Here is a 22,845-nt window from a genome sequence, read left to right as displayed (position 1 = left end):
AGTGCGGCGGGGCGGGTGGGGTCGGTGGTTCGGGTGGGGTCAGTGGTTCGGCACTTCGCCGCAGGAGCGGCGCGGCACCAGTCGGGCGGGCAGTAGCGCCGACGCGGCGGGGCGGCCCTCGATGCGCTCCAGCAGGGTGCGCACGGCGGCCCGGCCGAGGTCGCGGGTGGGCTGGGCGATGGCGGTCAGCGGCGGGTCGGTGTGCGCGAACCACGGCACGTCGTCGTAGACCACCAGCGCCATGTCGTCGGGGACCCGCAGGCCGCGGGCGCGGAGTTCGTCCATCGCGCCGAGCGCCATGAGGTTGTCGGTGGCCAGCACCGCGTCCGGCGGCTCGGGCAGGTCCAGGAAGTCGCGCATCACCCGGCGGCCGCCGGTGGGCTGGAGGTCGGGGGTGGCGCCGACCCGCTCGTCGGGGAGCGCGATGCCGTGCCCGGCCAGGGCGGTGCGGAAGAGTTCCAGACGCTCGTCGCCGGTGGGGGTGCCGGCCGGGGCGACGATGATCGCGGGGCGGCGGCGGCCGAGCGCGGCGAGGTGGGCGGCGAGGTCGGTGAGCGCGGCCCGGCCGTCGGCGCGGACGCAGGGCGCGTCGATGCCGGGGACGGTGCGGTCCAGCAGGACGAGCGGGGTGCCGGAGGCGACGACCTCGCGGAGCATCGCCGAGCCGGTACCGGCCGAGCTGACCAGCAGCCCGTCGATCCGGCGGTCGAGCAGGGTGCGGATGTAGTCGTCCTGCTGGGTGGGGCGTTCGCCGGCGTTGCCGATGACGAGGCTGTAGCCGAGGCCGCGGGCGGCGTCCTCGACGGCGTCGGCCAGTTCGGTGAAGAACGGGTTGGTGAGGTCGCTGATCACCAGGCCGAGTGCGCCGGTGCGGGCGGTGCGCAGGGCGCGGGCGACGTTGTTGGGGCGGTAGCCCAGTTCCCGTACGGCGGCGAGCACCCGCTCGCGGGTTTCGGCGACCGGGCTGTTGCCGTTGAGGACCCGGGAGACGGTGGCGACGGAGACTCCCGCCCGCTCCGCCACGTCCTTGATGTTCGCCATGGCCCCGTCGCCGTCCTGTCGCCCTACCGTCGTGTAATCGATTACGCGTATCGCGTGAGGGCTACGAAATCGATTACACGGCAGGCGCGTCAAGGTCACGCACATGTGGCCTGCGCCACACCGGGTGCTGAACGGGGCAGTGATCGGGGGCGCGGGAACGGCGGAGGGCCGCACCCCCGACGGGAGTGCGGCCCTCGTTCTGCCGGTGCCGAGTGCGACCTCTCAGGCCGCGCGTCAGCTGCCCGAGCCGCCTCAGGCGACGGTCAGCGTGACCTCGATGTTGCCGCGGGTGGCGCTGGAGTAGGGGCACACCTGGTGCGCCTTCTCCACCAGGTCCTTGGCGGTGGCCGCGTCGACGTTCGGGATCGAGGCGACGATCTCGACGGCGAGACCGAAGGCGCCCTCCGCGGTCTTGCCGATGCCGACCTTGGCGGTCACCCGGGAGCCGGAGACGTCAGCGTTCTCCCGGCGGGCGACGACGCTGAGCGCGCCCTGGAAGCAGGCGCTGTAACCGGCCGCGAAGAGCTGCTCCGGGTTGGTGCCGGCGCCGCTGCCGCCCTGCTCCTTGGGCGGGTTGACGACGACGTCGAGCTTGCCGTCGTCGCTGGCGACGCGGCCGTCGCGGCCGTTCTCGGCGGTGGCGACGGCGGTGTAGACGACGTCGACGGTCTGGATGGACATACCGGATCCTCCTGTGGTTCGCCGCGACTCGCGCCCACGCGTCGCGACGGCTTGCCGCTGAGCCTAACGGGCGGAGGCGCGACGACGGGAGGCGAGTCTCACAGTGCGGAGGCCGGGGCGCCCGCCGGACCGCCGGCGGTGGCGCCGGCCGCCCGGAGCAGGGCGACGGATTCCGGGTGCGGGCCGGCCAGCGCCCAGTCGAGCGGCGCAAGGCCGGTGCCGTGGTCCTCGCGGAGCCGCGGATCGGCGCCGTGCGCGAGCAGTTCGCGCACGGCCGCCGCATGACCCCAGCAGGCGGCGGCGCACAGTGGGGTGCCCTCCTGGCCGAGCCCGCCGCTCTCGGCGTCGGGTGGGGCGCCCGCCGCCAGGAGCACGCGAACGCTGTCGGCGACGCCGTTCACGGACGCCGCGTACAGCGGGGTGGTGCCGTCGGCGTCGGCCGCCGCCGGGTCGGCCCCGGCCCGCAGCAGCGCCGCCACCTCGGCGGCCCCCTCCAACGCCGCCGCCGCGACCAGGCGGTTGGCGAGCTTCTTGCGCTTCCGGTGGTTCATGGTCGCGAGGTTAACCCGCGAATGATCATCCAGGGGGTGGGGCGGGCCACCGGACGCGGGGCGGGCGCCGGAGCACCGGGGAGGAGACCGGGCCGGACGCCGCCCCGGGCCCTCCCGCTCCGCGCCACCGCGCCCCGCCCCGCGGTCCGGGCCTCAGTCGGCCAGGCTCACGATCATCTTGCCGGTGTTGGCGCCGCGGAGCAGGCCGAGGAACGCCTCGACGCCGTTCTCGATGCCGGAGACCTTGGTCTCGGAGAACTTCAGCTCGCCGGAGCGGATCCAGGCGGAGACCTCCTCGACGAACTGCGGCTGGAGCGCCTGGTGGTCGCTCACCAGCAGGCCCTCCAGCCGGAGGCGCTTGCCGATCACCAGGGGCATGTTGCGCGGGGCGCAGCTCGGCTCGGTGGCGTTGTACATCGAGATCATGCCGCAAATGGCCACCCGGCCATGGACGTTGAGCGTGCTGATGGCGGCTTCGAGGTGGTCGCCGCCGACGTTGTCGAAGTAGACGTCGATGCCGTCGGGGGCGGCGGCCTTGAGCTGCTCGGTGACGTCGCCGTTCTTGTAGTTGAAGGCGGCGTCGAAGCCGTACTCCTCGGTGAGCAGGCGGACCTTCTCGTCGGAGCCGGCGGAGCCGATGACCCGGGAGGCGCCCTTGAGGCGGGCGATCTGGCCGACCTCGCTGCCCACCGCACCGGCCGCGCCGGAGACGAAGACGGCGTCGCCCTCCTTGAAGTCTGCGACCGCCAGCAGGCCCGCGTACGCGGTCAGGCCCGGCATGCCGAGGACGCCGAGGTAGGCGGTGAGCGGGGCGAGCGAGGCGTCCACCTTCGCGGCGCGGTCGGCGCCCAGGACGGCGTACTCGCGCCAGCCGAGACCGTGCAGGACGTGGTCGCCGACGGTGACGCCCTCGGCGCGCGAGGCGAGGACCTCACCGACCGCGCCGCCGTCCATCGGCTGGTCCAGCTGGAAGGGCGGGACGTAGGACTTCACGTCGTTCATCCGGCCGCGCATGTACGGGTCGACGGAGAAGTGGAGGTTCTTGACGAGGATCTGGCCGTCGGCGAGCTCGGGCAGCGCCGCCTCACGGAGCGCGAAGTCGTCGGGCGTGGGCCAGCCCTGCGGGCGAGCGACGAGGTGCCATTCGCGACTGGTCGTCGGCAGCGGTGCGGACATGAGCGTCATCCTCCAAATGCTTCAGGTACTGAAACAATAATGCGACTGAATATTTCAGCTTGTCAAGCAATTGGGTATCCTGGTGTGTATGACTGCGCGCCCAGACCCGCTGACCGTCGAGGTGGTCGATCTCATCGGCACCGTCGTCGCCCGCTTCCACGAGGAGTACGAGCGCGCCGCGGCCGAGCACTCCCTCACGGGCGCCCAGGCCCGGCTGCTGCGACTGCTGGCGATGGAGCCGCTGCCGATGCGCAAGCTCGCCCAGTGCCTGAAGTGCGAGCCGTCGAACGTGACCGGCATCGTGGACCGCCTGGAGTCCCGCGGCCTGGTGGAGCGCCGCCCCGATCCGGCCGACCGCCGGGTCAAGATCGCCGTCCCGACCGCCGAGGGCCAAGCGACGGCCGAACGGCTGCGCACCTCGCTGGATTTCGCCCGCGAGCCGCTCGGCCGACTGACGGCCGCCGAGCGCACCCTGCTCAAGCAGCTCCTCCAGCGGATGCTGGGGCTGGACGGCGCACTGGAGGTGGTCGAGCAGGCCGGGGAGCCCGGCGGCACCGGGGAGTGACCGGGCCCGGCCGACGGGCGCGGCCGGGCGGGCGCGCCGACGGCGCCGGGCCGCGGACCGCCGACGCCGGAATTGGCCCAGGATTGCCGCGGCGGAGTGTCCCGACCGGCCGGGCCGGTGGCGCCTTAACCTGGACCGCATGACGCACCAGAGCCCCACCCGCCACACCGTCGACTTCTACTTCGACCCCATCTGCCCGTTCGCCTGGATCACCTCCCGCTGGATCCTGGAGGTGGAACGCCTCCGGGACATCGACCTGCGGTTCCGGGTGATGAGCCTGTCCGTGCTCAACGAAGGCCGCGAGGACCTCCCCGAGAAGTACCGCGACCTGCTGGACGCCGGCTGGGGCCCGGTGCGCGTGTGCATCGCGGCCGCCCAGGAGCACGGCGAGGAGGTGCTGCGCGACCTGTACACCGCGCTCGGCACCCGGATCCACAAGGAGGGCCGGGAGGACACCGCGGCCGTCATCGAGGAGGCGCTCGCCGAGGTCGGACTGCCCGCCGACCTGGCCCGCGCCGCCCAGCAGGACACCTACGACGACGCGCTGCGCAAGAGCCACCACGAGGGCATGGACCCGGTCGGCGAGGACGTCGGCACGCCCACCCTCCACATCGACGGGGTGGCGTTCTTCGGCCCGGTCCTGATGGCGATCCCCCGGGGCGAGGACGCGGTGCGGATCTTCGACGGCGCCCGGCTGCTCGCCGGCTACGACCGGTTCTTCGAGCTGAAGCGGACCCGCACCGGGGAATTCGACTTCAGCTGACGTCAGTTGACGGCGGCGGGAGCGGCGGCCCGGTGGTCGCCGCCCGCCTCCTCCCCCGCGTCCGCCGTCGTCCGCAGGCCGCGCAGCAGCACCACCACCAGGACCGCCACCGCGGCCATCACACCCGCGGCGCACAGGGTGGCGGCGTGCAGTCCGTGGGTGAAGGCGTCCCGGGCGGCCGCCAGTAGGACGTGGCCGACCCGGCCCGGAAGCCGGGGGCGGCCGCGACGGCGAAGCCGGGCGGGAATTCCCGGGGGCGCCCGAGGATGGGCGCCCGAGGGGGATGGTCCCCTGGCGCCCAGAGCGGCACTCCCCCTCAGCGACCCCTGGCGCTGGAGCGGCACCCCTCGGCGCTCGCAGCGGCGCCCCGGGCCAGCGCCCTGGCCAGCGCCCCTGCCTGCGCCTCGCCTACCCGAGTTTCCCCCGTAATCGTTGGGCGCGTAGGACCAGTTCGAGTTCGAAGCGGCGGTCGGGGTCGTCGACGTCGTCGCCCCACAGTTCGCGGATCTGGCGGAGGCGGTAGCGGACGGTCTGCGGGTGGACGCCGAGGCGGGCGGCGATCTCGGGGGCGCCGCCGCGGATCTCCAGCCAGGCGAGCAGGGTCTCGGCGAGTCGCCGGCCGTGGGTGGGGCCGCAATCGTCCAGCGGGGCGAGGCGGCGGCGGGTGAGGTCCTCGATCAGCTCGCCGGGCGGCAGCAGGACCAGTGCCTCGGTGTGCTCGGTGCACTGGAGCAGTTCGCCCGCGGGCAGCAGTCCGCGCTCCATCAGGTCGACCGCGGAGGCCGCCCAGCGCAGCGACTTCCCGGCGTCCAGCAGTGGCACGGCGGGGCCGATGGCGCCCGACCAGCCGGCCGCGGCGCGGGCCAACAGTTCACGGCGGCCCGGGGCTTCCGGATCCGGCACCACCAACCGGGGCCGTTCGCACTCCATGTCCAGCAGGATCCCGTCGGCCACCGCGGGCGCCACCGCCTCCCGGTCCGGGCGCAACAGGACCGCCACCGCGACCCGTTCGGGCAGCGGCCAGCCGATCGACCGGGCGCGTTCGGCGAGCAGCGGACGGGGGTCCCCGCGGCCCTGGGAGTGCCCCCGCTCGAACGAAGGCGAGGCGGAGGGCGAGGGAGCTGACGAGAGCGAGGGGGAAGCTGGGGGCGGGGGTGGGAGCGGGGACGGGTCGGCGGGGTCCGGGGGAGGGTTCCGGTGGGCGCCGTCCCGGTGGTGGCGTCGCGCGTCGCGGGCCACCGGGTCCGGCTCGGCGAAGAGTTGGTCCATCAGGCGGCGTTGCATCCGCAGTCGTTCGCCGGCCTGGCGGGCGGCGGCCTCCGCGTAGCCGCGGACGGATTCGGCGACCAGCCCGTCGAGGTACTCGAAGCCGGACTCGGCCAGTTCGTACATCGCGGGGGCCGGGATGGCGACCTGCTGGCCGATCTCCGCCAGCCGCCGCCAGGCCAGGCGCACCCCCAGCCGGTAGATCGCCTGGAGGACGTCCAGGCTGCGGCCCTGGATGCCCTCGCCGCGGCCGAACTCCTGGAAGACGCGCGGGTGGACGTGCGGCCGGTCCAGGCCCGCGGTGAGGTGCGCGACGAAGTGCTCCAGGGACTGGCGGATGCCCACCAGGGCCCTCGGCTCCCCCGACTCGTCGGGTACCAGGGGGAGTTGGGGGTACTCGCGGCGGATCTCCCGGAAGATCTCCTGCGCCAGTGCGGGGACTTCCTCCAGTGCCAGGGCGGCGAACCGGTGCACCTGAGGGGGCGGGACCTCCCGCCACGCCGAACGGACCGCGATCACCACGGCCGGCCCTACGCGCCGGGCCGGCCGAAGGTCACCAGCGGCACGTTCGGTTGCTCGGGGGTGGCCTCCAGGGCGGCGACGATGCCCAGCGCGGCGCCCACGGCCAGGGCGGCGGCGGCCAGTGCGGTCAGCGCGGCGGCGAGCGTGCGGTGCATGGCGCGGCGATCCCTTCGTCGGCAGCCGGTACCGGGAGAGCGGCGCGAGCCGGTACCGGAGAGCGGCACAGGAGGAGCACGTCGATATGCGGACGACCGCGGGGCGGACGGCCCTGCGGCCCCGCGGCCCGTAGGCCCAACGGTCCGTAGGCCAACGGCTCGGAAGACCGGCGGCGGTGCCGCGTTCCCACTGCGCGGCGCCGCTTCGGTCACGGTGCCTGCCGAGTGTGGAAGGGCATTGACGCGCTGTCAAGGGTTCGCTTACGTTCCCGGCCCATGACGCCGCGTCGCGGCGCCGCACGTGCACCAGGGCGTGTTCCCCTCACCGCTTCCAGGAGTGCTCGTATGCGTCAATCCAGGCATCTCGGCCGTCCCGCGGCGGACCCCACGGCCTCTGCCCCCGCCCCCGCCGCCCGCGCCGCCACACCGCTCGCCCTGGCCGTCCTGGGCGTCGGCGTGTTCCTGCTGGTGCTGGCCCCGCTGCTGGCCTGGTACGTGACGCCGCGGGCCGCGGTCACCCCCGTCGACGTCGACGTCACCACGGTCTTCACCGGCACCGGCAGCTATTTCGACACCGGGGCGCTGACCACCCGGGACGGGCAGCGGATCACCATCACCCGGCACGTGCTGGGCGATGTCGCGGCGAGCGAGCAGAGCGGGCGGGCGGTCTGGGACGTGTCCACGACGGTCGACACCCCGCGCACGCTGCCGTTGAAGGACCCGCGCCGGGCGTTCCAGTGGACCACCGGCCGCTGGGTCACCGACCGGCGCAGCAACGCCCCGGTGCACTGCTGCGGGGAGAACCCGTCCCGCTTCGACGGGGACGCCTACCTCAAGTTCCCCTTCGCCGTGGAGAAGAAGACGTACCGCTGGTGGGACGACACCCTCGGCGCGGCCGTGCCGCTCCGCTTCGCCGGCACCACCCGGCTGCCGGGGGCCACCGGCTACCGCTTCACCGGGACCGTGCCGGCCACCCGGACCGGCACCCGGCAGGTCCCCGGGCGTCTGGTCGGCCGGCCCGGGCAGGGCCAGATCCAGGCCGAGGAGTGGTACGCCAACACCGGGATCAGCCTGGTCGTCGAGGAGCGCACCGGTCGGATCGTCGACGCGTCGATCTCGCCGGTCAAGTCGCTGCGGGCACCCGGTTCCCGGCGCGACGCGGTCGTTCTCCTCCGTGCCCGGAACCTCGCGTTCACCCCCGCCACCCGCCGGGCGCAGATCGACCTGGCGCGGGCCGACAGCGAGAAGCTGGCCCTGGTCGGACGGACCCTGCCGGTGACCGCCGGCGCGGCCGGTGGGGTGCTCGCGGTGGCCGGCGGCGTGCTGGTGGCCCGCGGCGGTCGGCGAGGTGGCCGATTCTCAGCGGCGTGACGAGTCAACGGGTGGGACCGGAGCGGATTTTGTCACCCCGGTGAGTAGCCGCGGCCCCGCCCGGCCGCGAAAACTGTCCTCCCACCCGGAACACGCCCCGCACCGAACCGACCCCGTACGACCCGTACAGCCCGCACGACTCAGCACGCAGTACGTCCCCCACCGCAGGTACCGCACCCTGAGACGAGTTGGATCGCACATGCCCCAGCATGTACCCCCCTCCCCACCCCTGCCCGTCGCGCCCCCCGCGCCCGTCCCGCCCGCACCACCAGCGCTCCTCACGCCGTCCGCGGCCACCGCTCCGACCGCACCCCCGGCCGCGGGCGCGGCCCCGCTCCCCCGCCGGATCGTGTTCCTGGCCCGCCGCGACCTGGGCAACCCGGCCGCCGGCGGCTCCGAACTGCTGGTGGACCGGATCGCCGACGGGCTCACCGCGCACGGGCACCAGGTCACCCTGGTGTGCGGCGGGCCGGCGGCCGACCGCGACTACCGGGTCGTCTCCGCCGGCGGCGACGCCGGCCACTTCCTGCGCGTCCCCCGCCAGGTGACGCGCCGGACCGGCGGCTGCGACCTGCTGGTCGAGGTCTGCAACGGCATGCCGTACCTCGCGCCGCTGTGGCACCGCGGCCCGACCCTGTGCCTGGTCAACCACGTCCACACCGACCTGTGGCGGATGCGCTACCCGGCTCCCGCCGCCCGGCTCGGCCGCCGCCTGGAGCACTGGGCCTTGGCCGGCACCCACCGCGGCAACCTGATGGTCGCGGTCTCCGACTCGACCGCCGCCGCACTCCGGGAACTCGGCGTCGCACCGGACCGGATCCGGCTCGTCCACAACGGCGTTGAGGAACCCGGCCCGCTCGTCCCCGAAGACCCCGAACCGCTGTTCCTGGCCATGGGCCGACTCGTCGAGTACAAGCGGATCGACCTGCTGCTGCGGCTGTGGGAACGGGTCCGGCCGGTCACCGGCGGCCGACTGGTGATCGTCGGCGACGGCCCGGAACGCGACCGGCTGACCGCGCTGGCCGGCCCGGACGTCACCTTCACCGGCCGCATCTCCGAGCAGGACAAACACCACCTGCTGTGCTCCGCCTGGCTGCTGCTGCACCCCTCCCTCGTCGAAGGCTGGGGCCTGGTGGCGATGGAGGCCGCCGCGCGCCGCACCCCCACCCTCGGCTTCGACATCCCCGGGCTGCGGGACTCCGTCGAGGACGGCACCACCGGACTGCTGGCACGCGGCGAGAGCGCCTTCGCCGCCCACTGGTGCACCCTGGCGCTGAGCGCCCCGCGGCGGCACGCCCTGGGCGCCGCCGCGGCCGACCGCGCCGCCCGCTTCAGATGGAGCCGGACCGTCCGCAGCTTCCGGGCAGTCGCCGCGGAGGCGTACCTCCAGCCGCTCCCCGGGCGGTGACCGCCCCGTGCGCGACCCCTCGCTGCGCAGGTCCCTCGCCCTCTTCCGGGCCTTCCTGAACGAACCGACCGACCCCGACCACTGCTACCGGCTGCTCGCCCGGGACGCCGCCGACCAGGTCGAACGGTACGCCCCGCTGAACGGCGCGCTGGTCGCCGACATCGGCGGCGGCAGCGGCCACTTCACCGAGGAGTTCCGCCGCCGCGGCGCCCACGGCTACCTCTTCGAACCCGACACCGCCGAACTCACCGCCCGCGGCCGGACCCCCGACGGAGCCGTGCGCGCCGACGGCTACCTGCTGCCGCTCGCCGACGGCACCGCCGACGTCTGCTTCTCCTCCAACGTCCTGGAGCACGTGGCCGACCCGCAGACCTTCCTCAGCGAACTGGTACGGGTCACCCGACCCGGCGGCCTGATCTACGTGGCGTTCACCAACTGGCTCTCCCCCTGGGGCGGCCACGAGACCGCGCCCTGGCACTACCTCGGCGCCGAACGGGCCCGCCGCCGCTACCACCGGCGCACCGGCCACCCCGCCAAACACACCCTGGGCGAGAACCTCTTCGCCGTGCACGTCGGCCGCACCCTGCGGCAGGTCCGCGCCCGGGACGACGTCGCGATCGTCACCGCCCGTTCCCGCTACGCGCCGTTCCTCGCCGAGACCATTCCCCGCCTCCCCGGCGTCCGCGAGATCGCCACCTGGAACCTCCTCCTCATCCTCCGGCGGTTGCCATGACCCAGACGCTGAAGATGTCCCCGTCCCCCGGAGCCCCCGACGCCGGCGGCACCCCGGCCACCGCCCCCGCCCCACCACCCGACGCACCCCGGCGCAGGCGCTGGCTACTGGCCTTCTGGGCGGCCACCCTGGTCGCGTTCCTGGCCCCCTCGCCGGGCAAGACGACGTTCGAGACCAAACTGGGCGTGGCCACCGACCCCTGGCGGTTCCTCGCCGACCTCGGGCAACTGTGGCACGCCCGGGCCGGCTTCGGCGGCCTCGCCGACCAGTACGTCGGCTACGCCTTCCCCTCCCTCCCGTACTACGGCGCGACCCACCTCGTCCACCTGCCCGTCTGGCTCGCCGAACGCCTGTGGATGTCGCTGATCGTCACCACCGCCTTCTGGGGCGCCCTGCGGCTCGCCGAACGGTTCCGCACCGGCACCCCGCCGACCAGGCTCCTGGGCGCCGCCTGCTACGCCCTGTGGCCCGCCTTCACCCTCGTCGTCGGCTCCACCTCCGCCGCCGCACTGCCCGGCGCGCTGCTGCCCTGGGTACTGCTGCCGCTCACCGACCCGCGCCGCACCGCCCGTACCGCGGCGGCCCTTTCGGCACTGCTGATCCCCTGCATGGGCGGCGTCAACGCCGCCTCCACCCTCGCGTCCCTCCTCCCCGCACTGCTCTACCTGCTCTCCCGGACCGGACCCCGCCGCCGCGCCCTGCTCTCCTGGTGGCTGCCGGGCGTCGTCCTGGCCACCGCCTGGTGGGCGATCCCCCTGCTCCTCCTGGGCCTGCACGGCGAGAACTTCATGCCGTTCATCGAACAGGCCGACACCACCACCGGCACCATGTCCGCCACCGAACTGCTGCGCGGCGCCGGCAACTGGGTCGGCTACCTCAACTTCGGCAAACCGTGGCTGCCCGCCGGCTGGACCCTGACCGGCAACGCCGTCGCGGTCGCCGGCTCGGCACTCGCCGCCGCCCTGGGCCTGGCCGGCCTGGCCCGCCGCGACCTGCCCGAACGCCGCTGGCTGCTGCTGACCGTACTGACCATCGCCCTGATCACCCTCGCCGGCTACGGCGGCGCCCTCGGCGGCCCCCTGCACGGCCCCTGGCAGGACTGGCTGAACGGCTGGCTGCGCCCGTTCCGCAACATCTACAAGTTCACCCCCGGCCTCGGCCTGGCCCTCGCCCTGGGACTGGCCCACCTCCTGGGCGCCGCCCGGTGGACACGCACCGGGCGACGCGGCACCCGCTTACCCACCCGCCGGCTGCCCGCCGCCGTCACCGCGCTCCTCGTCCTGCCCGCCCTCGCCCTGCCGTACCTGAACGGGAGCGTCCTCCAGCCCGGCGGCTTCCGCCAACTCCCCGCCTACTGGCAGCAGACCGCCGGCTGGCTCAAGGACCACACCCACGGCAGCCGCGCCCTGGTGGTCCCCGCCACCGCCCACGGCCTGTTCACCTGGGGCTCCCCCATCGACGACCCCCTCGACGTGCTCGCCCAATCCCCCTGGGCACAGCGCGACTTCGTGCCCTTCGGGACCCCCGGCTCCCGCCGCGCCCTGGACGCCGTCGAACAGGCCCTGCTCACCGGCGCCGAAGTCCCTGGCCTGCGCGACTACCTGCACCGGGCCGGCCTCCACGACGTCGTCGTCCGCAACGACCTCGACCCCGACCAGATCGGCTACGTCCCCCCGCAAACCGTCGAACGCACCCTGGAGGCGTCCGGCTACCGCAAGGTCGCCGCCTTCGGCCCACTCACCACCGCCGGCCGGATCCCCGCCGAAGCGCCCCTCCAGGTCCAGGGCCTCTACCCGCGCCAACGCGCCGTCGAGATCTACCGGCCGCAGGACGTCCCCGAACCCGGCCCCGTCACCGCCCCCGCCGTCGCGGACACCGCCCAGCTCAGCGGCGGCCCGGAAGCCCTCCTCCAACTCTCCGCCGACCCCACCCTGCGCAACCGGGCCACCGTCCTGTCCGGCGACCGCCACCCCGGCATCGGCACCCCGCCGCTCCAGCTCACCGCCGACGGACTACGGCGCGCCGACACCCGCTTCGGCCTGGTCAACAGCAACACCTCGTACACCTACACCGCCGACGAGACCAACCTCCCCGGCAGCCTCCAGGACCCCGGCCGCCCACCCCGGCAGATCCTCCCGACCTCCGGCACCGACCACCAGACCACCGCCGTCCTCCGCGGCGCCGCCTCGGTCACCGCCTCCTCCAGCGGCAACTGGCTCTTCCACCTGCCGCAGTACGACCCGGTCAACGCCTTCGACGGCAACCCCGAGACGGCCTGGGCGGAAGGCAGCGCCGGCAACCCCGTCGGCCAGTGGATCCGCATCGCCTTCACCACCCCCACCACCCTCCCCGCCACCCTCTCCGTCACCCCCCTCCCCGGCGACGGGCTGCGCGCCGCCCCCACCGCCGTCCGCGTCCAGACCGACCGCGGCAGCGCCGACAGCCCCCTCCGCCCCGACGGCTCCCGCCAACAGATCAAGGCCCCACCCGGCAAGGCGACCTGGCTCCAACTCACCATCACCGGCGCACAATCCCCGCGCTCCGGACTATCCGGCGCCGGCTTCACCGACATCTCCATCCCCGGCGTCCAGGTCACCCGGATGCTCCAACTCCCCACCGACGCGGCGAAGTCCGACGCCCCCTCCGAGACCATCTCCCTCCACCGGGGCACCGACCCCGGCGGCCTCTCCCCGGTCTCCGCCGAGGTCGGCCTGCACCGCCAGTTCAGCACCGGCCGCACCGCCCCGGACACCGTCACCGGCACCGCCCTCGCCGTCCCCGGCCCCGCCCTCGACCGGCTCCTCGACAAGATCGCCCCCGAGCAGAAGGACCGCATCACCGCCACCGCCGACTCCACCGGCTTCGGCTTCGGCCAGTCCCTCAGCCCCCGCAACCTCGTCGACGGAGACCTGACGACGGCCTGGATCGCCGGCGCCAAACCCACCATCCACCTGCGCTGGCCCGGCAAGAAGAAGATCGACCAGATCGTGCTGGCCGCGGCCGGCGGCATCTCCACCCGCCCCGAACAGATCCAACTCAACTCGCCCTACGGCGCGGCCACCGCCGGCGTCGACGAGAACGGCCTGGCCCGCTTCGACCCGATCACCACCGACCGCCTCGACATCACCATCAGCAAGGTCAAGGAACTCACCCTCAGCAATCCCGTCGCCGGCCAGGCCCTCCAACTCCCGGTCGGCCTCAGCGAGGTCTACATCCCGGCCCTCGACGCCTACCGCACCCCCCGCCCGGACCCCGGCAAACGCTTCTCCCTCCCCTGCGGCCAGGGCCCGATGCTCGCCGTCGACGGCATCCTGTACGCGACCAGGGCCAGCGGCGCGGTCCGCGACCTCACCGACCGCCGCCCACTCGCCGTCCAGCCCTGCGGCCCCGCCGTCACCGACGGACGCCTGCTCCTCCGCGCCGGCCAACACCGCGTGGAGGCCGGCGACCAAGGCCCGCTGGCCCTCACGGATGTGACGCTCAGCCGGGGCCCGGAGACCGCTGACTCCCAGTCCGCTGTCGGCGCCCGCTCCTCCGCCCCTGCCCACGCCGCCACCCCGGCGCCGGCCCGCACCGCCACCGCCAAGGACTGGACCGGCGACCACCGCACCGTCACTCTCGGCGCCGGCCGGGCCGCCTACCTCCAGGTCCACGAGAACGCCAACGACGGCTGGCACGCCACCCTCAACGGCCGGGAACTCACCCCGCTCCGCATCGACGGCTGGCAACAGGCGTTCCTCGTCCCCGCCAGCGCCGGCGGCACCGTCGAACTCACCTACACCCCGGCCACCCTCTACCACCTGGGCCTCATCGGCGGCGCCCTGGGCATCGCCCTGCTCCTCGCCGCCGCCCTGATCCGCCGCACCCCCCGCACCCCACCGCCCGCCCCCCAGCAACCACCCGCCCCGTCCTGGGTCCTGGGCACGCTGGCCCTGACCGCGGTACTGGCCATGGCCGCCGGCCCGTACGCACTGATCGTCGCGCCCCTGGCCCTGCTGGCCCGACTCCGGCCCCGGGCGCTGACACCACTGGCCGGCACCGCCATGCTCGCCGCCGGCATCACGGCCGCCCTCGGCGCCGGCCGCCCGGTCGCCGAGCACGAGGGCGCCTTCAGCACCCTCGCCCAGGCCCTGGCCCTCCTGGCCCTCACGGCAGCCGTCATCACCCTGCCAACGCCCACGCCCGGCACCCCTACCACTACGGACGGGACCGGCAGCGCCCCTACGGGTACGGGCGTCACCGGTAGCCCCCTTACAGGTACGGGCGTCACCGGCAGCGCCCTTACGGGTACGGGCGTCACCGGTACGGGCGTCACGCCTGCCGGTCCTGCCGATCCTGCCGGTACCGATGCCGCTCCCCCGGCCGGCGCCTCGACCGGACGCCCACCACTGCCCCGCCGCGGTTGGGAACACCTCCAGGAGAACACCGGGAGGCCGGCTGAGGGGCCGACCGGAGGGCCGACTGACGGGCCGCCTGGGGGTCCGTCTGGGGGTCCGCCAAAGACGCCCCCACCACCACGCACAGCACCACCAGCGCCGCCGCCCACCGCACCACCAACAGGCGCGGCACCACCACCGGACACCGCACCACAGCCGCACACCGCGCCGCCAACAGGCGCGACACGGCCACCGGGAACGAGCCGGCCCCCGGGCGCCCTCCAACCGCCCACCGGCCAGGAGGACACCCCACGATGACCGCCCTACAACCGGCCCGGCCCGACCCACCTCAGAGCCATGACGCCCGCCCGCGCAACCCCAGCCCCCCCAGCACCCCCGCCCGTATCCCCACTCATCTCCCCACTCGCCTCCGCTTCCCCCACGTCCCCTTCCCCCTCGTGGACGAGATCTCCCGACACTGCCTGGAGGACGACGAACCGGAGACCGTCCACATAGAAGTGCACCTCCCCGGCCGACTCGACCACGAGCGGCTACGCGCCGCGTTCCACCAGGCCCTGGCCCGCCATCCGCGCGTCCTCATGCGCCAGGTACCGACCCGCTGGTGGCACCGCCACTACACCTGGCAACTCACCCCCACCCCCGACGTGGACCCGGTCGCCTTCCCACCCCCGGGCCCCGACGCCCTCGCCCGCGCCCGGACCCGCGCACTCACCGACTGCCCTCCCCTGGACGCCGCACCCCCCGTCCGCCTGGAGGTCATCGAGCCCCCACATACCACCAAGGACAACCAAACCGAGGCCGACCAGGCCGAGGACCACCAACCGCCCACCGCCGCCGGCACCGTCCTACTGCTCACCGTCCACCACACCGCCCTGGACGGCCCGGCCTGCCTACGCATCCTGGCCACCGCCGCCGAACTGTACGGCGGAACCACCCCGGCACCCGCCCCAACACCCACCCCCCACCCGGAGCCCCCAGCCCCGCCACCCCACTACCGCCCCAGGCCCCTAACCCGCCCCGCCCGCCTGGCCCCCGACCACACCACCCCCACCCACGACACAACCACCACAACGAACGCCCACAACTCCCGCAATGCCCACCACATCCACCACGCCCACAACGAACCCACCCGACAACACAACGGGACCCCACCAGAGAGAACTCCGCGCCCCGACGAGGCCCCCGCAGAAAACGAGGCGCCCTCAGCACAATCCACCCGCCCAGACCAAGCCGCCCGTCCAGAACAATCCACTCGCCGAGAACGAGCCGCTCACCCAGAACGATCCAGCTGCCCCGGCAACGGCATGCTCCTCACCGAACTCCCCATCCCCACCCGCCCCCCACACCCCACCACCGACACACGTCCCCCCTACACCGTCAACGACCAACTCCTCGTCGCCACCTACCTGATGGCCACCCGCTGGAACGAGCTGCACGCCCGCCCCACCGCCCCCGTCGTCATCACCATGCCCATCGACGACCGGCCACGAGGCCCCCACATGCCCATCGGCAACGGCACCCGCCTCACCCCCGTCCCCTTCCCCCCACCCCCCACCACTTCCCTTGCTCCCCTCACTCCCCTCACCGCCCTTCTCCACCAAACAGCCACCCGCACCCGCGCCCTGAAGTCGACCACCCCCGGCCGTCAACTCGGCCTACCGGCAACCCTGTTGACCTCCCTCCCCCTCCCCATCGGGGCACGCCGCGCCCTCACCCGCACTCTCCGCTCCCTCGCCGCCCCCTGGACGCCCACGACCCTCCTCTCCAACATCGGCCGCGTCCCGTACCCCCTGGACTTCGGCGACACCGGAGGCCGGGCGACCGCGGTGTGGTTCTCCGCCCCGGCCCGGATGCCCCGCGGCCTGAGCATCACCACCGCTTCCACCCACGACGGCAACCGCATCCACCTCGCGCTCCGCTGGTCCCGCGCGCTCCTCGACGACGCGGCCGCCGCCCACCTGCTCGCCCTCTTCCGCTCCTCCCTCGCCGCCACCGCCTACCGGCCACCGGAAGGCGCCGCACCCCGGCCCGAAGCAGGCACCCCATGACCGCCCTACGGAGCTTCTACGAGAACCCAGCGGTACCGGTCGCGTCCGGCCACGCCCGAAGCCGACGGCAGGCCCGACTCCTGGCGCGCGCCCTCGGCCCCGTACGCGCCGGAGCCCCGCCCGCCACCGTCCTGGACATCGGCTGCGGCGACGGCACCGCCGCCGCCACCGCCGCGGACGCCCTCACCGGCCACCGCGTCATTGGCGTCGACTGGTCCCAGGACGCCCTCCGCCGCGCCACCGCCCACATCGGACACGTGGTACGCGGCGAACTCACCGACGGCGGGCTGCCATTCGCGACCGGCTCGGCCGACGCCGTCCTCTTCAGCGAGGTCATCGAGCACCTCGTCGACCCGGACGCCGCCCTGGACGAACTCCGCCGCGTCCTCCGCCCTGGCGGCCACCTGCTGCTCTCCACCCCGAACCTCGCCGCCTGGTACAACCGCGGCCTGCTCCTCGCGGGCATCCAGCCCGTCTTCTCCGAGGTCAGCCTGCGCGCCATCCATGGCCGCCCGGGCACCCAGGTCGTCGGTCACCTACGCCTCTACACCGCCCGCGCCCTCCGCGCCTTCCTCACCGCGTCCGGCTTCGACGTCATCCGCATCGCCGGCGCCCCGTACCACGACGTCCCGCGCCCTCTGCGCCCCCTCGACCGCGCCGCCTGCCACACCCCCTCCCTCGCCTCCATCCTCCTGGCCCACGCCCGCTCCCACCACACTCCGTAACGAACCCGGGAACAAAACTACACTCCGTAATCGTTGCCGAAACAACAAGGAAAGAGGCCCCCGCAAGGCCCACCCCAACCCGCCCCACACCCACACTCCACCCACCCACCCACCCACTCGCTCACTCACGGACCACAAACACCCAAGCCGGACTGCAAACACGTAAGCCGGACCACAAAGCCCAAGCACCCAACCGCCCGACACCCGAAGTACCCAACCGCCCAACACTCCGAGCACCCAAGCACCCGGTGCCCCGAGCACCCCGCACCCCGCACCCCGCACCCCGGGCACCCGACATCCCGAGAGGAGGTACGCCAATGCTCTGGTGGGGCGTGGCGTCCGCACTGCTCGCCAACGTCCTGTACAGCACCGGCTTCGTACTGGAAAAACGCGCACTCGCCGCACTCCCCGCACTCAACACCCGCCACCCGGCCCGACTCATACGCCACCTCCTCAGCAGCCCCCTGTGGCTCGGTGGCTCACTCGCCCTGGCCGCGGGCTTCGCCGCCCAACTCGCCGTCTACCGTGCCCTCCCCATAGCCGCCGCTCAGGGCATCTTCATCTCGGGCCTGGTCCTGCTGCTGCTCATGTCCTCAGTGGTGCTGGGCGAGCGAACCAGCGGCCGGGAGCGGCAGAGCATCGCGGCGATCCTGCTGGCACTCGTGCTGGTCATCGCCTCCCTCCGGAACGAGGACGCCCAGGCCATCGCCCGCACCGCCCCACCCGCGACCCTGCTCGCGATCGCCGTACCGTCCCTGGCCGTGGGGTTGCTGCTGTACCGCTCGGCGGAGCTGCGCGCCCGACGCCGCCACCGCCTACCGACCGCCGGCGTCCCGTACGGGGTAGCCGTCGGCCTCCTCTACGGCGTCAGCTCACTGGCCATCAAGGGCGTCTCCGGGCTACTCGACCTCCACGACATCCCGGCCGCCGCGGCAACGCTCCTCCGCTCGCCCTACCCCTATCTACTCCTCGTCACGGGGGCCACCGGCCTGGTCCTGTCACAGACCGCCCTACAGCGCTGCCGAGCCTCGGTGATCGTCCCCGTCTGCACCACGGTGACCTGCGTCTTCACCGTCGCCTGCGGCACCATCGCCTTCGGCGAACCACTGCCCGGCGACCCCTTACGCCTGGCCCTGCGGCTGGGCGGTACGGCCGTCGCACTAACGGTCCTCCTGGCGCTGCCACGGCACGAAGCGCTCCAGCCACCTCACCGCACCCCGTCCGCGCCGCTCCCGCCGGCCCACCGCACCCCGCCCGCGCCGCCCAGCCATGACGCGACCGCACCATCGCTCGGTCACCCACTGGGTGAGCCCGCATCCCCGCGCGTCCGCCCGCCCGCGCTGCCGGCCGACAACGCACCCGCACTCCGGCGCGGCGAGGCACCGTCCACGTCGGGGTCCCCGCCCCGGCCCGCACCCCGGCCGGCGCCCCAGCCCGCACCCCGGCCGGCGCCTGGGGCAGCCTCAACGTCCGCCGCACCGACAGCCAGCCGAACTCGTCAGTTACCCACCAAATCAGGCGAGTTGAGTCACAGGCGGGACAGGGACGGAGGCGGATGAGAAAAGAGAGGGGAGGTAGCGAGAAGAGCGCGACACAAGTGCCCCGAGCAGCCTGAGACCTGCACGACCCGTGCGACCCGTGCGACCCGTGCGACAGAAGAGTTACAAGCGACGAAGGGATCGATCAATGGCGAAGTTGAGCGACGGCAAAGTTGTGCGCAGTGGGGTCGGGCGTGGCGGGAGTGAGTCGTGAAGGCTGACGATGCGTTGTTGAAGATCCTCGCGTGCCCGATCGACAAGGGGCCGCTGGTGTTGTTGACCTCCGAGGAGGCGCTCTACAACCCGCGGCTGCGGCGGCGCTATCCGATCCTCGACGGGATTCCGCAATTGCTCCCGTCCTTGGGGGAGCAACTCTCGGAAGCGGAGCACGAGCGCGCGATGCGCCAGCTCAAGGAGACAGAAAAGGCAGAGAAAGAAGAGAGGGCGGAGAAAGAAGAGAAGTCAGATAAGTCAGAGACGACAGCGAGGACGGGAGAGATAGAAGAAACGGAAGAGTCGAAGGAGACGGAGGGTTCGAAAGGGGCAGAGGACGCGGAAGTGCCGGCAGGAACAGCGGAGCCCGGGGCGGAGGCGGTGGTGTCCGGGGCGGGACCCGGGGCGGGGGCGGGGTCGTGACGCTTGCGGCGCGGGTGGGGCCCTGGCTGCCGGGACGGCTGGTGTCAGCGCTGGCGGCCGGGCTCTACCCTCGGTTCGAACCGGAGCTGGGTCGGCTGCGCGACTTCTGCCCGGCGGGCGGCACGGCCGTGGACATCGGGGGCTGGTACGGCCCGTGGACACGGCGCCTGGCGCGGCGCGCGGACCGCGTCGTCACCATCGAACCCGTCCCCCATCTGGCCCGGCTACTCGCCTCGGTCACCCCCGCGCACGTCGACGTCGTATCGGCCGCGGCCACCGACCACGCCGGCTGCGCCACGCTCTGGCTCCCACCCGATGGCCGCGGCGACCGTGGAGTCTCCTCCCTCGTACGCCGTGAAGTGCACTCCGCCACCCTGGATGTCCCCTGCCTCCCGCTGGACGCGCTGAACCTCACCGCCGTCACCCTCATCAAGATCGATGTGGACGGCGGTGAACTGGCAGTTCTACGCGGCGCGGAACGCACCATAGAACGCGAACTCCCGGCACTCTTCGTCGAGTTGGAGACGCGCATTCAGCCGCTCACGCCCGTACTGGAGTGGACGGCCGCCCGCGGGTATCGCGGCTGGGTCCTGCCACGCGACCGCTGGCTGCCGCTGGCCGACTTCGATCTGCCCGCCCATCAGTCCCGCACCTCCTACGTCGCCGAACACGGCCTGCTGCGGCGCTCCCTCGCCCCGCACCGCCGTTACGTCAATTCCGTGCTTTTCCTCCCCGACGGCGTCCGCCCCGGCCCCACGCGCACCGCATCGACCCCCGCTTCCGCACCCTCCCCGGCCGCCATCCACCACCATGTCCATCATGAACCCCGCCACTGACAATGACCCGCCCGCCGGCTCCGGCACCCCCTCCGACCTGCCCGGACCCCTCGCGTTCCAGCTCGTGCTGCTGCGCCGCATGGCCGACCACCAGCCGGCTCTCGTCGAGGACGCCCTCCGTCAACTACGGGTCACCCGCGCGCAGATGCGCGAGGCCAACCGCCGCTGGCAAGCCCGGATGCACGCTCCGCGGGCGCGCGCCGGCGCCCAGCCGTACCGGGCACTGCTCGGTACGCCGGAGGCCGTCTCCACCCGCCGCATCGGCGACCTGACCTGTGAGGCACTGACCTGGCCGGTCCCGCTCTGGCCGGAGCTGCGGTTCGAGGTCCTCGCCGCACCCGGGGGCGGCGTCTGGAACGCCTGGCTCGTCCGCGCCCCCAACGCCCCCACCCCGGACCTCCGTACGACCGCGGATCTCGTCCCGTGGTCCTGCACGGTCGACGAGGTCGCCCGCGCCTTCGCCCCGGCCCGCCCATTGGAGGGCAGCGCCCCCACCCGCTGGCGCCTGGCCTGCACCGCCCCCGGGCAGGACGGCGCCCGACAGGACATCGTCGCGGAGTTCACCTGGGGCCTCTATCAGCGTCGGGTGGAGCGGGCGGGGGAAGGGTCAGCCGCGACGCGGCAGTAGCACTGATGCTGCATCACATGCCGCTGGTGCCCGGTTACTACTCCCTGAGTCCCCGTCACACCCAGTGCGTGACACGACCCGTGTTACTACATCAGCCCCTACGCCAACACGGCCGCACGACAAACCCGCAGACCCGCAGACCCTCAGACCAACGACCAACGACCAACGACCAGCGACCACCGACCACCGACCACCGACCACCGACCAGCAGCGGATCCCCCCACCGGGAGACCTATCGCTACCGGCAACGCCTCGCTACTAGAGATCCATCGCTGGAGACGCATCGCCGGAGTCGTACCGCTGGAGTCGTACCGCTGGAGACGCATCACTGAGCAGTAACGACGCGCCCCGGCCAAAGCCCCTCACCCTCACCCCCAACACCACCCGTCACCCCCAACACCACCCCACCCGTCACCCCACTCCCATCCCCATCCCCATCCCCTCCCCCAAGCGGACGCGCTCAACAGGCGGGGTCCGGTGCGGGCCCGGAGGATGGCGCACGAGCGCTCACGTGTGGGCGCTCGTGCCCAGTACCGGTCCACCCGGGACGTTCACACCGGCCCATCGGGGAGGAATCCACCATGACCATCAGCCTCGCCCAACTGCGACGCTGCTCGGCCGCCGTCGACCTCGGCGCGGCCCGGACCAGGGTGTATGTCAAGAACCAGGGGCTGGTCGTCGATGAACCGACCGTCGCCGCGGTAAACACCCGCACCGGGTCGATGCTGGCCGTGGGCGCCCAGGCCGAGCTGATGGACGGCCGCACCCCCGACTACATCCGCGTGGTCCGGCCGGTCTCCAACGGGACGGTCGTGGACATCGACATGGCCCAGCGCCTGCTACGCCACCTGGTGGGCGACAAGCTGCGCAAGACCTGGCGACGGCGCCCCACGATGCGGGCCGCGGTCTGCCTCCCGTACGGCAGTGAGCCGCTGGCGCAGCGGGCGGCCGTGGAGACCCTGACCGGGCTGGGTGCCCGCCGGGTCGAACTTGTCGACACGCTGGTCGCGGCGGCCGTCGGCTGCGGGCTCCCGGTGGAACAGCCCGAAGCGACCATGATCGTGGTGTGCGGTGCGGGCACCACGCAGGTCGCGGTGCTCTCGCTCGGCTCGATCGTGGCCGCGGAGACCGTCCCCGTGGGCGGCAACGCCATCGACCACGCGGTGATCCAGCACCTCCGGTTGCAGCACGAGCTGATGCTGCCGAACCAGTCCGTGCGTCCGCTGCACCTGATGTTGTCCGGGGACGGCGAACTCACGCCCGGTTCCACGGAGGTGCACGGGCGGGACGTGGTCAGCGGGCTCGCCCGGTCCGTGCACGTGGACACCGAGCGGGTGCGGCGCGCCATCATCACGCCGTTGACGGCGATCCTCGACGGCATCGGGGCGGTGCTGCGCCGCTGCCCGCCCGACCTCGTGGCCGACCTCGGGGAGCGCGGCATCATGCTGGCGGGCGGCAGCGCGCTGATCCCGGGGCTGGAGCCGATGATCCACGAGGCCACGTCGATGCCGGTGCACATCGCGGACCAGCCCGGCACCTGCGCGGTGCAGGGGCTGGGCGCCATGATCGAGGGGAAGGTGCAGCCCCTGCACCTCGATCCGATGTCGCCGTGAGCCTGCACCCGGACAGCGAAACGAGGACATCGTCACAAACGCGCGCCCGCCCACCGGACGGGAAGAGCGAATACGGCAGAGGGAAGAGCGAATAGGGCCGCCCGAAGACCGAACAGGGCCGCCCCGACACCAGATGCCGGACACCGGACGCCAGCCACCGAACGCCCCGTCCCCCCACTCACCCGATCACTC

The 22,845-nt window shown here is 73.4% G+C and carries 18 protein-coding genes and 2 pseudogenes; 13 read left to right on the top strand and 7 right to left on the bottom strand.

Translation table 11 applies throughout. The features are described 5' to 3' along the window. Positions 1-39: 39 nt before the first annotated feature. The 4 genes from ACFVT2_RS31710 to ACFVT2_RS31695 all read right to left on the bottom strand — a co-directional run bounded on the left by ACFVT2_RS31710 (position 40) and on the right by ACFVT2_RS31695 (position 3,449). Positions 40-1,041, bottom strand: a complete 1,002-nt coding sequence (locus ACFVT2_RS31710; RefSeq protein ID WP_390023450.1) for a LacI family DNA-binding transcriptional regulator — start codon at positions 1,039-1,041, stop codon at positions 40-42. A gap of 252 nt (positions 1,042-1,293) precedes the next feature. Continuing rightward, positions 1,294-1,722: an organic hydroperoxide resistance protein gene (locus ACFVT2_RS31705; protein ID WP_390023448.1), complete on the bottom strand. Its 429-nt coding sequence runs from the start codon at positions 1,720-1,722 to the stop codon at positions 1,294-1,296. Positions 1,723-1,820: 98 nt separating this feature from the next. Next, entirely contained in the window at positions 1,821-2,273 is a 453-nt protein-coding gene (locus ACFVT2_RS31700) for an ankyrin repeat domain-containing protein (RefSeq protein ID WP_390023446.1), read from the bottom strand. A gap of 153 nt (positions 2,274-2,426) precedes the next feature. Then, positions 2,427-3,449, bottom strand: a complete 1,023-nt coding sequence (locus tag ACFVT2_RS31695; RefSeq protein WP_390023444.1) for an NADP-dependent oxidoreductase — start codon at positions 3,447-3,449, stop codon at positions 2,427-2,429. A gap of 88 nt (positions 3,450-3,537) precedes the next feature. Between ACFVT2_RS31695 and ACFVT2_RS31690 the strand changes: the two genes are divergently transcribed. Beyond that, on the top strand, positions 3,538-4,014 hold the full coding sequence (locus ACFVT2_RS31690; RefSeq protein WP_390023442.1) for a MarR family winged helix-turn-helix transcriptional regulator: 477 nt from the start codon (positions 3,538-3,540) through the stop codon (positions 4,012-4,014). Between the two features lie 139 nt (positions 4,015-4,153). Continuing rightward, complete coding sequence (locus ACFVT2_RS31685; RefSeq protein ID WP_390023440.1) at positions 4,154-4,777, top strand: disulfide bond formation protein DsbA; 624 nt, start codon at positions 4,154-4,156, stop codon at positions 4,775-4,777. A gap of 2 nt (positions 4,778-4,779) precedes the next feature. On the opposite strand, the gene ACFVT2_RS31680 is transcribed toward ACFVT2_RS31685, so the two are convergent. The 3 genes from ACFVT2_RS31680 to ACFVT2_RS31670 form a co-directional block, all read right to left on the bottom strand. Continuing rightward, a complete protein-coding gene (locus ACFVT2_RS31680) occupies positions 4,780-5,121 on the bottom strand; it encodes a hypothetical protein (RefSeq protein ID WP_390023439.1) in 342 nt (113 codons plus the stop codon). 64 nt (positions 5,122-5,185) lie between these two features. Then, complete coding sequence (locus ACFVT2_RS31675; protein WP_390023437.1) at positions 5,186-6,565, bottom strand: helix-turn-helix domain-containing protein; 1,380 nt, start codon at positions 6,563-6,565, stop codon at positions 5,186-5,188. An 8-nt stretch (positions 6,566-6,573) separates the two neighbouring features. Beyond that, a complete protein-coding gene (locus ACFVT2_RS31670) occupies positions 6,574-6,720 on the bottom strand; it encodes a hypothetical protein (RefSeq protein WP_167739071.1) in 147 nt (48 codons plus the stop codon). A 345-nt stretch (positions 6,721-7,065) separates the two neighbouring features. On the opposite strand from ACFVT2_RS31670, the gene ACFVT2_RS31665 reads away from it, so the two are divergent. The 11 genes and pseudogenes from ACFVT2_RS31665 to ACFVT2_RS31615 all read left to right on the top strand — a co-directional run bounded on the left by ACFVT2_RS31665 (position 7,066) and on the right by ACFVT2_RS31615 (position 22,653). Next, positions 7,066-8,091: a DUF3068 domain-containing protein gene (locus ACFVT2_RS31665; RefSeq protein WP_390023435.1), complete on the top strand. Its 1,026-nt coding sequence runs from the start codon at positions 7,066-7,068 to the stop codon at positions 8,089-8,091. A 199-nt stretch (positions 8,092-8,290) separates the two neighbouring features. Next, complete coding sequence (locus ACFVT2_RS31660; protein ID WP_390023434.1) at positions 8,291-9,499, top strand: glycosyltransferase family 4 protein; 1,209 nt, start codon at positions 8,291-8,293, stop codon at positions 9,497-9,499. 7 nt (positions 9,500-9,506) lie between these two features. After that, positions 9,507-10,232, top strand: a complete 726-nt coding sequence (locus tag ACFVT2_RS31655) for a class I SAM-dependent methyltransferase (protein ID WP_390023432.1) — start codon at positions 9,507-9,509, stop codon at positions 10,230-10,232. After that, a complete protein-coding gene (locus tag ACFVT2_RS31650; protein ID WP_390023430.1) occupies positions 10,229-14,926 on the top strand; it encodes an alpha-(1->3)-arabinofuranosyltransferase family protein in 4,698 nt (1,565 codons plus the stop codon). The genes ACFVT2_RS31655 and ACFVT2_RS31650 overlap by 4 nt, the downstream gene beginning before the upstream one ends. Further along, positions 14,923-16,677 carry a condensation protein gene (locus ACFVT2_RS31645; protein ID WP_390023428.1) on the top strand — a complete coding sequence of 585 codons (1,755 nt, stop codon included), beginning with the start codon at positions 14,923-14,925 and terminating at the stop codon, positions 16,675-16,677. Before ACFVT2_RS31650 ends, ACFVT2_RS31645 begins: the two co-directional genes overlap by 4 nt. Further along, positions 16,674-17,402, top strand: a complete 729-nt coding sequence (locus tag ACFVT2_RS31640; RefSeq protein ID WP_390023426.1) for a class I SAM-dependent methyltransferase — start codon at positions 16,674-16,676, stop codon at positions 17,400-17,402. Before ACFVT2_RS31645 ends, ACFVT2_RS31640 begins: the two co-directional genes overlap by 4 nt. Positions 17,403-17,719: 317 nt before the next feature. Continuing rightward, positions 17,720-18,658 (top strand): annotated as a pseudogene (locus tag ACFVT2_RS31635) (DMT family transporter); the annotation flags it as partial. 492 nt (positions 18,659-19,150) lie between these two features. After that, positions 19,151-19,351 (top strand): annotated as a pseudogene (locus ACFVT2_RS31630) (Trm112 family protein); the annotation flags it as partial. 221 nt (positions 19,352-19,572) lie between these two features. Continuing rightward, complete coding sequence (locus ACFVT2_RS31625) at positions 19,573-20,412, top strand: FkbM family methyltransferase (RefSeq protein ID WP_390023424.1); 840 nt, start codon at positions 19,573-19,575, stop codon at positions 20,410-20,412. Further along, positions 20,396-21,040 (top strand): hypothetical protein, encoded by a 645-nt coding sequence (locus ACFVT2_RS31620; RefSeq protein ID WP_390023422.1) that lies wholly within the window; start codon positions 20,396-20,398, stop codon positions 21,038-21,040. The genes ACFVT2_RS31625 and ACFVT2_RS31620 overlap by 17 nt, the downstream gene beginning before the upstream one ends. Before the next feature lie 581 nt (positions 21,041-21,621). Next, on the top strand, positions 21,622-22,653 hold the full coding sequence (locus tag ACFVT2_RS31615) for a rod shape-determining protein (RefSeq protein ID WP_390023420.1): 1,032 nt from the start codon (positions 21,622-21,624) through the stop codon (positions 22,651-22,653). Positions 22,654-22,845: the final 192 nt, after the last annotated feature.

The sequence above is a fragment of the Streptomyces sp. NPDC058000 genome (assembly GCF_042886435.1).
Classification (GTDB): Bacteria; Actinomycetota; Actinomycetes; order Streptomycetales; family Streptomycetaceae; genus Streptomyces.
This window is presented reverse-complemented; position numbering and strand designations above follow the sequence as displayed.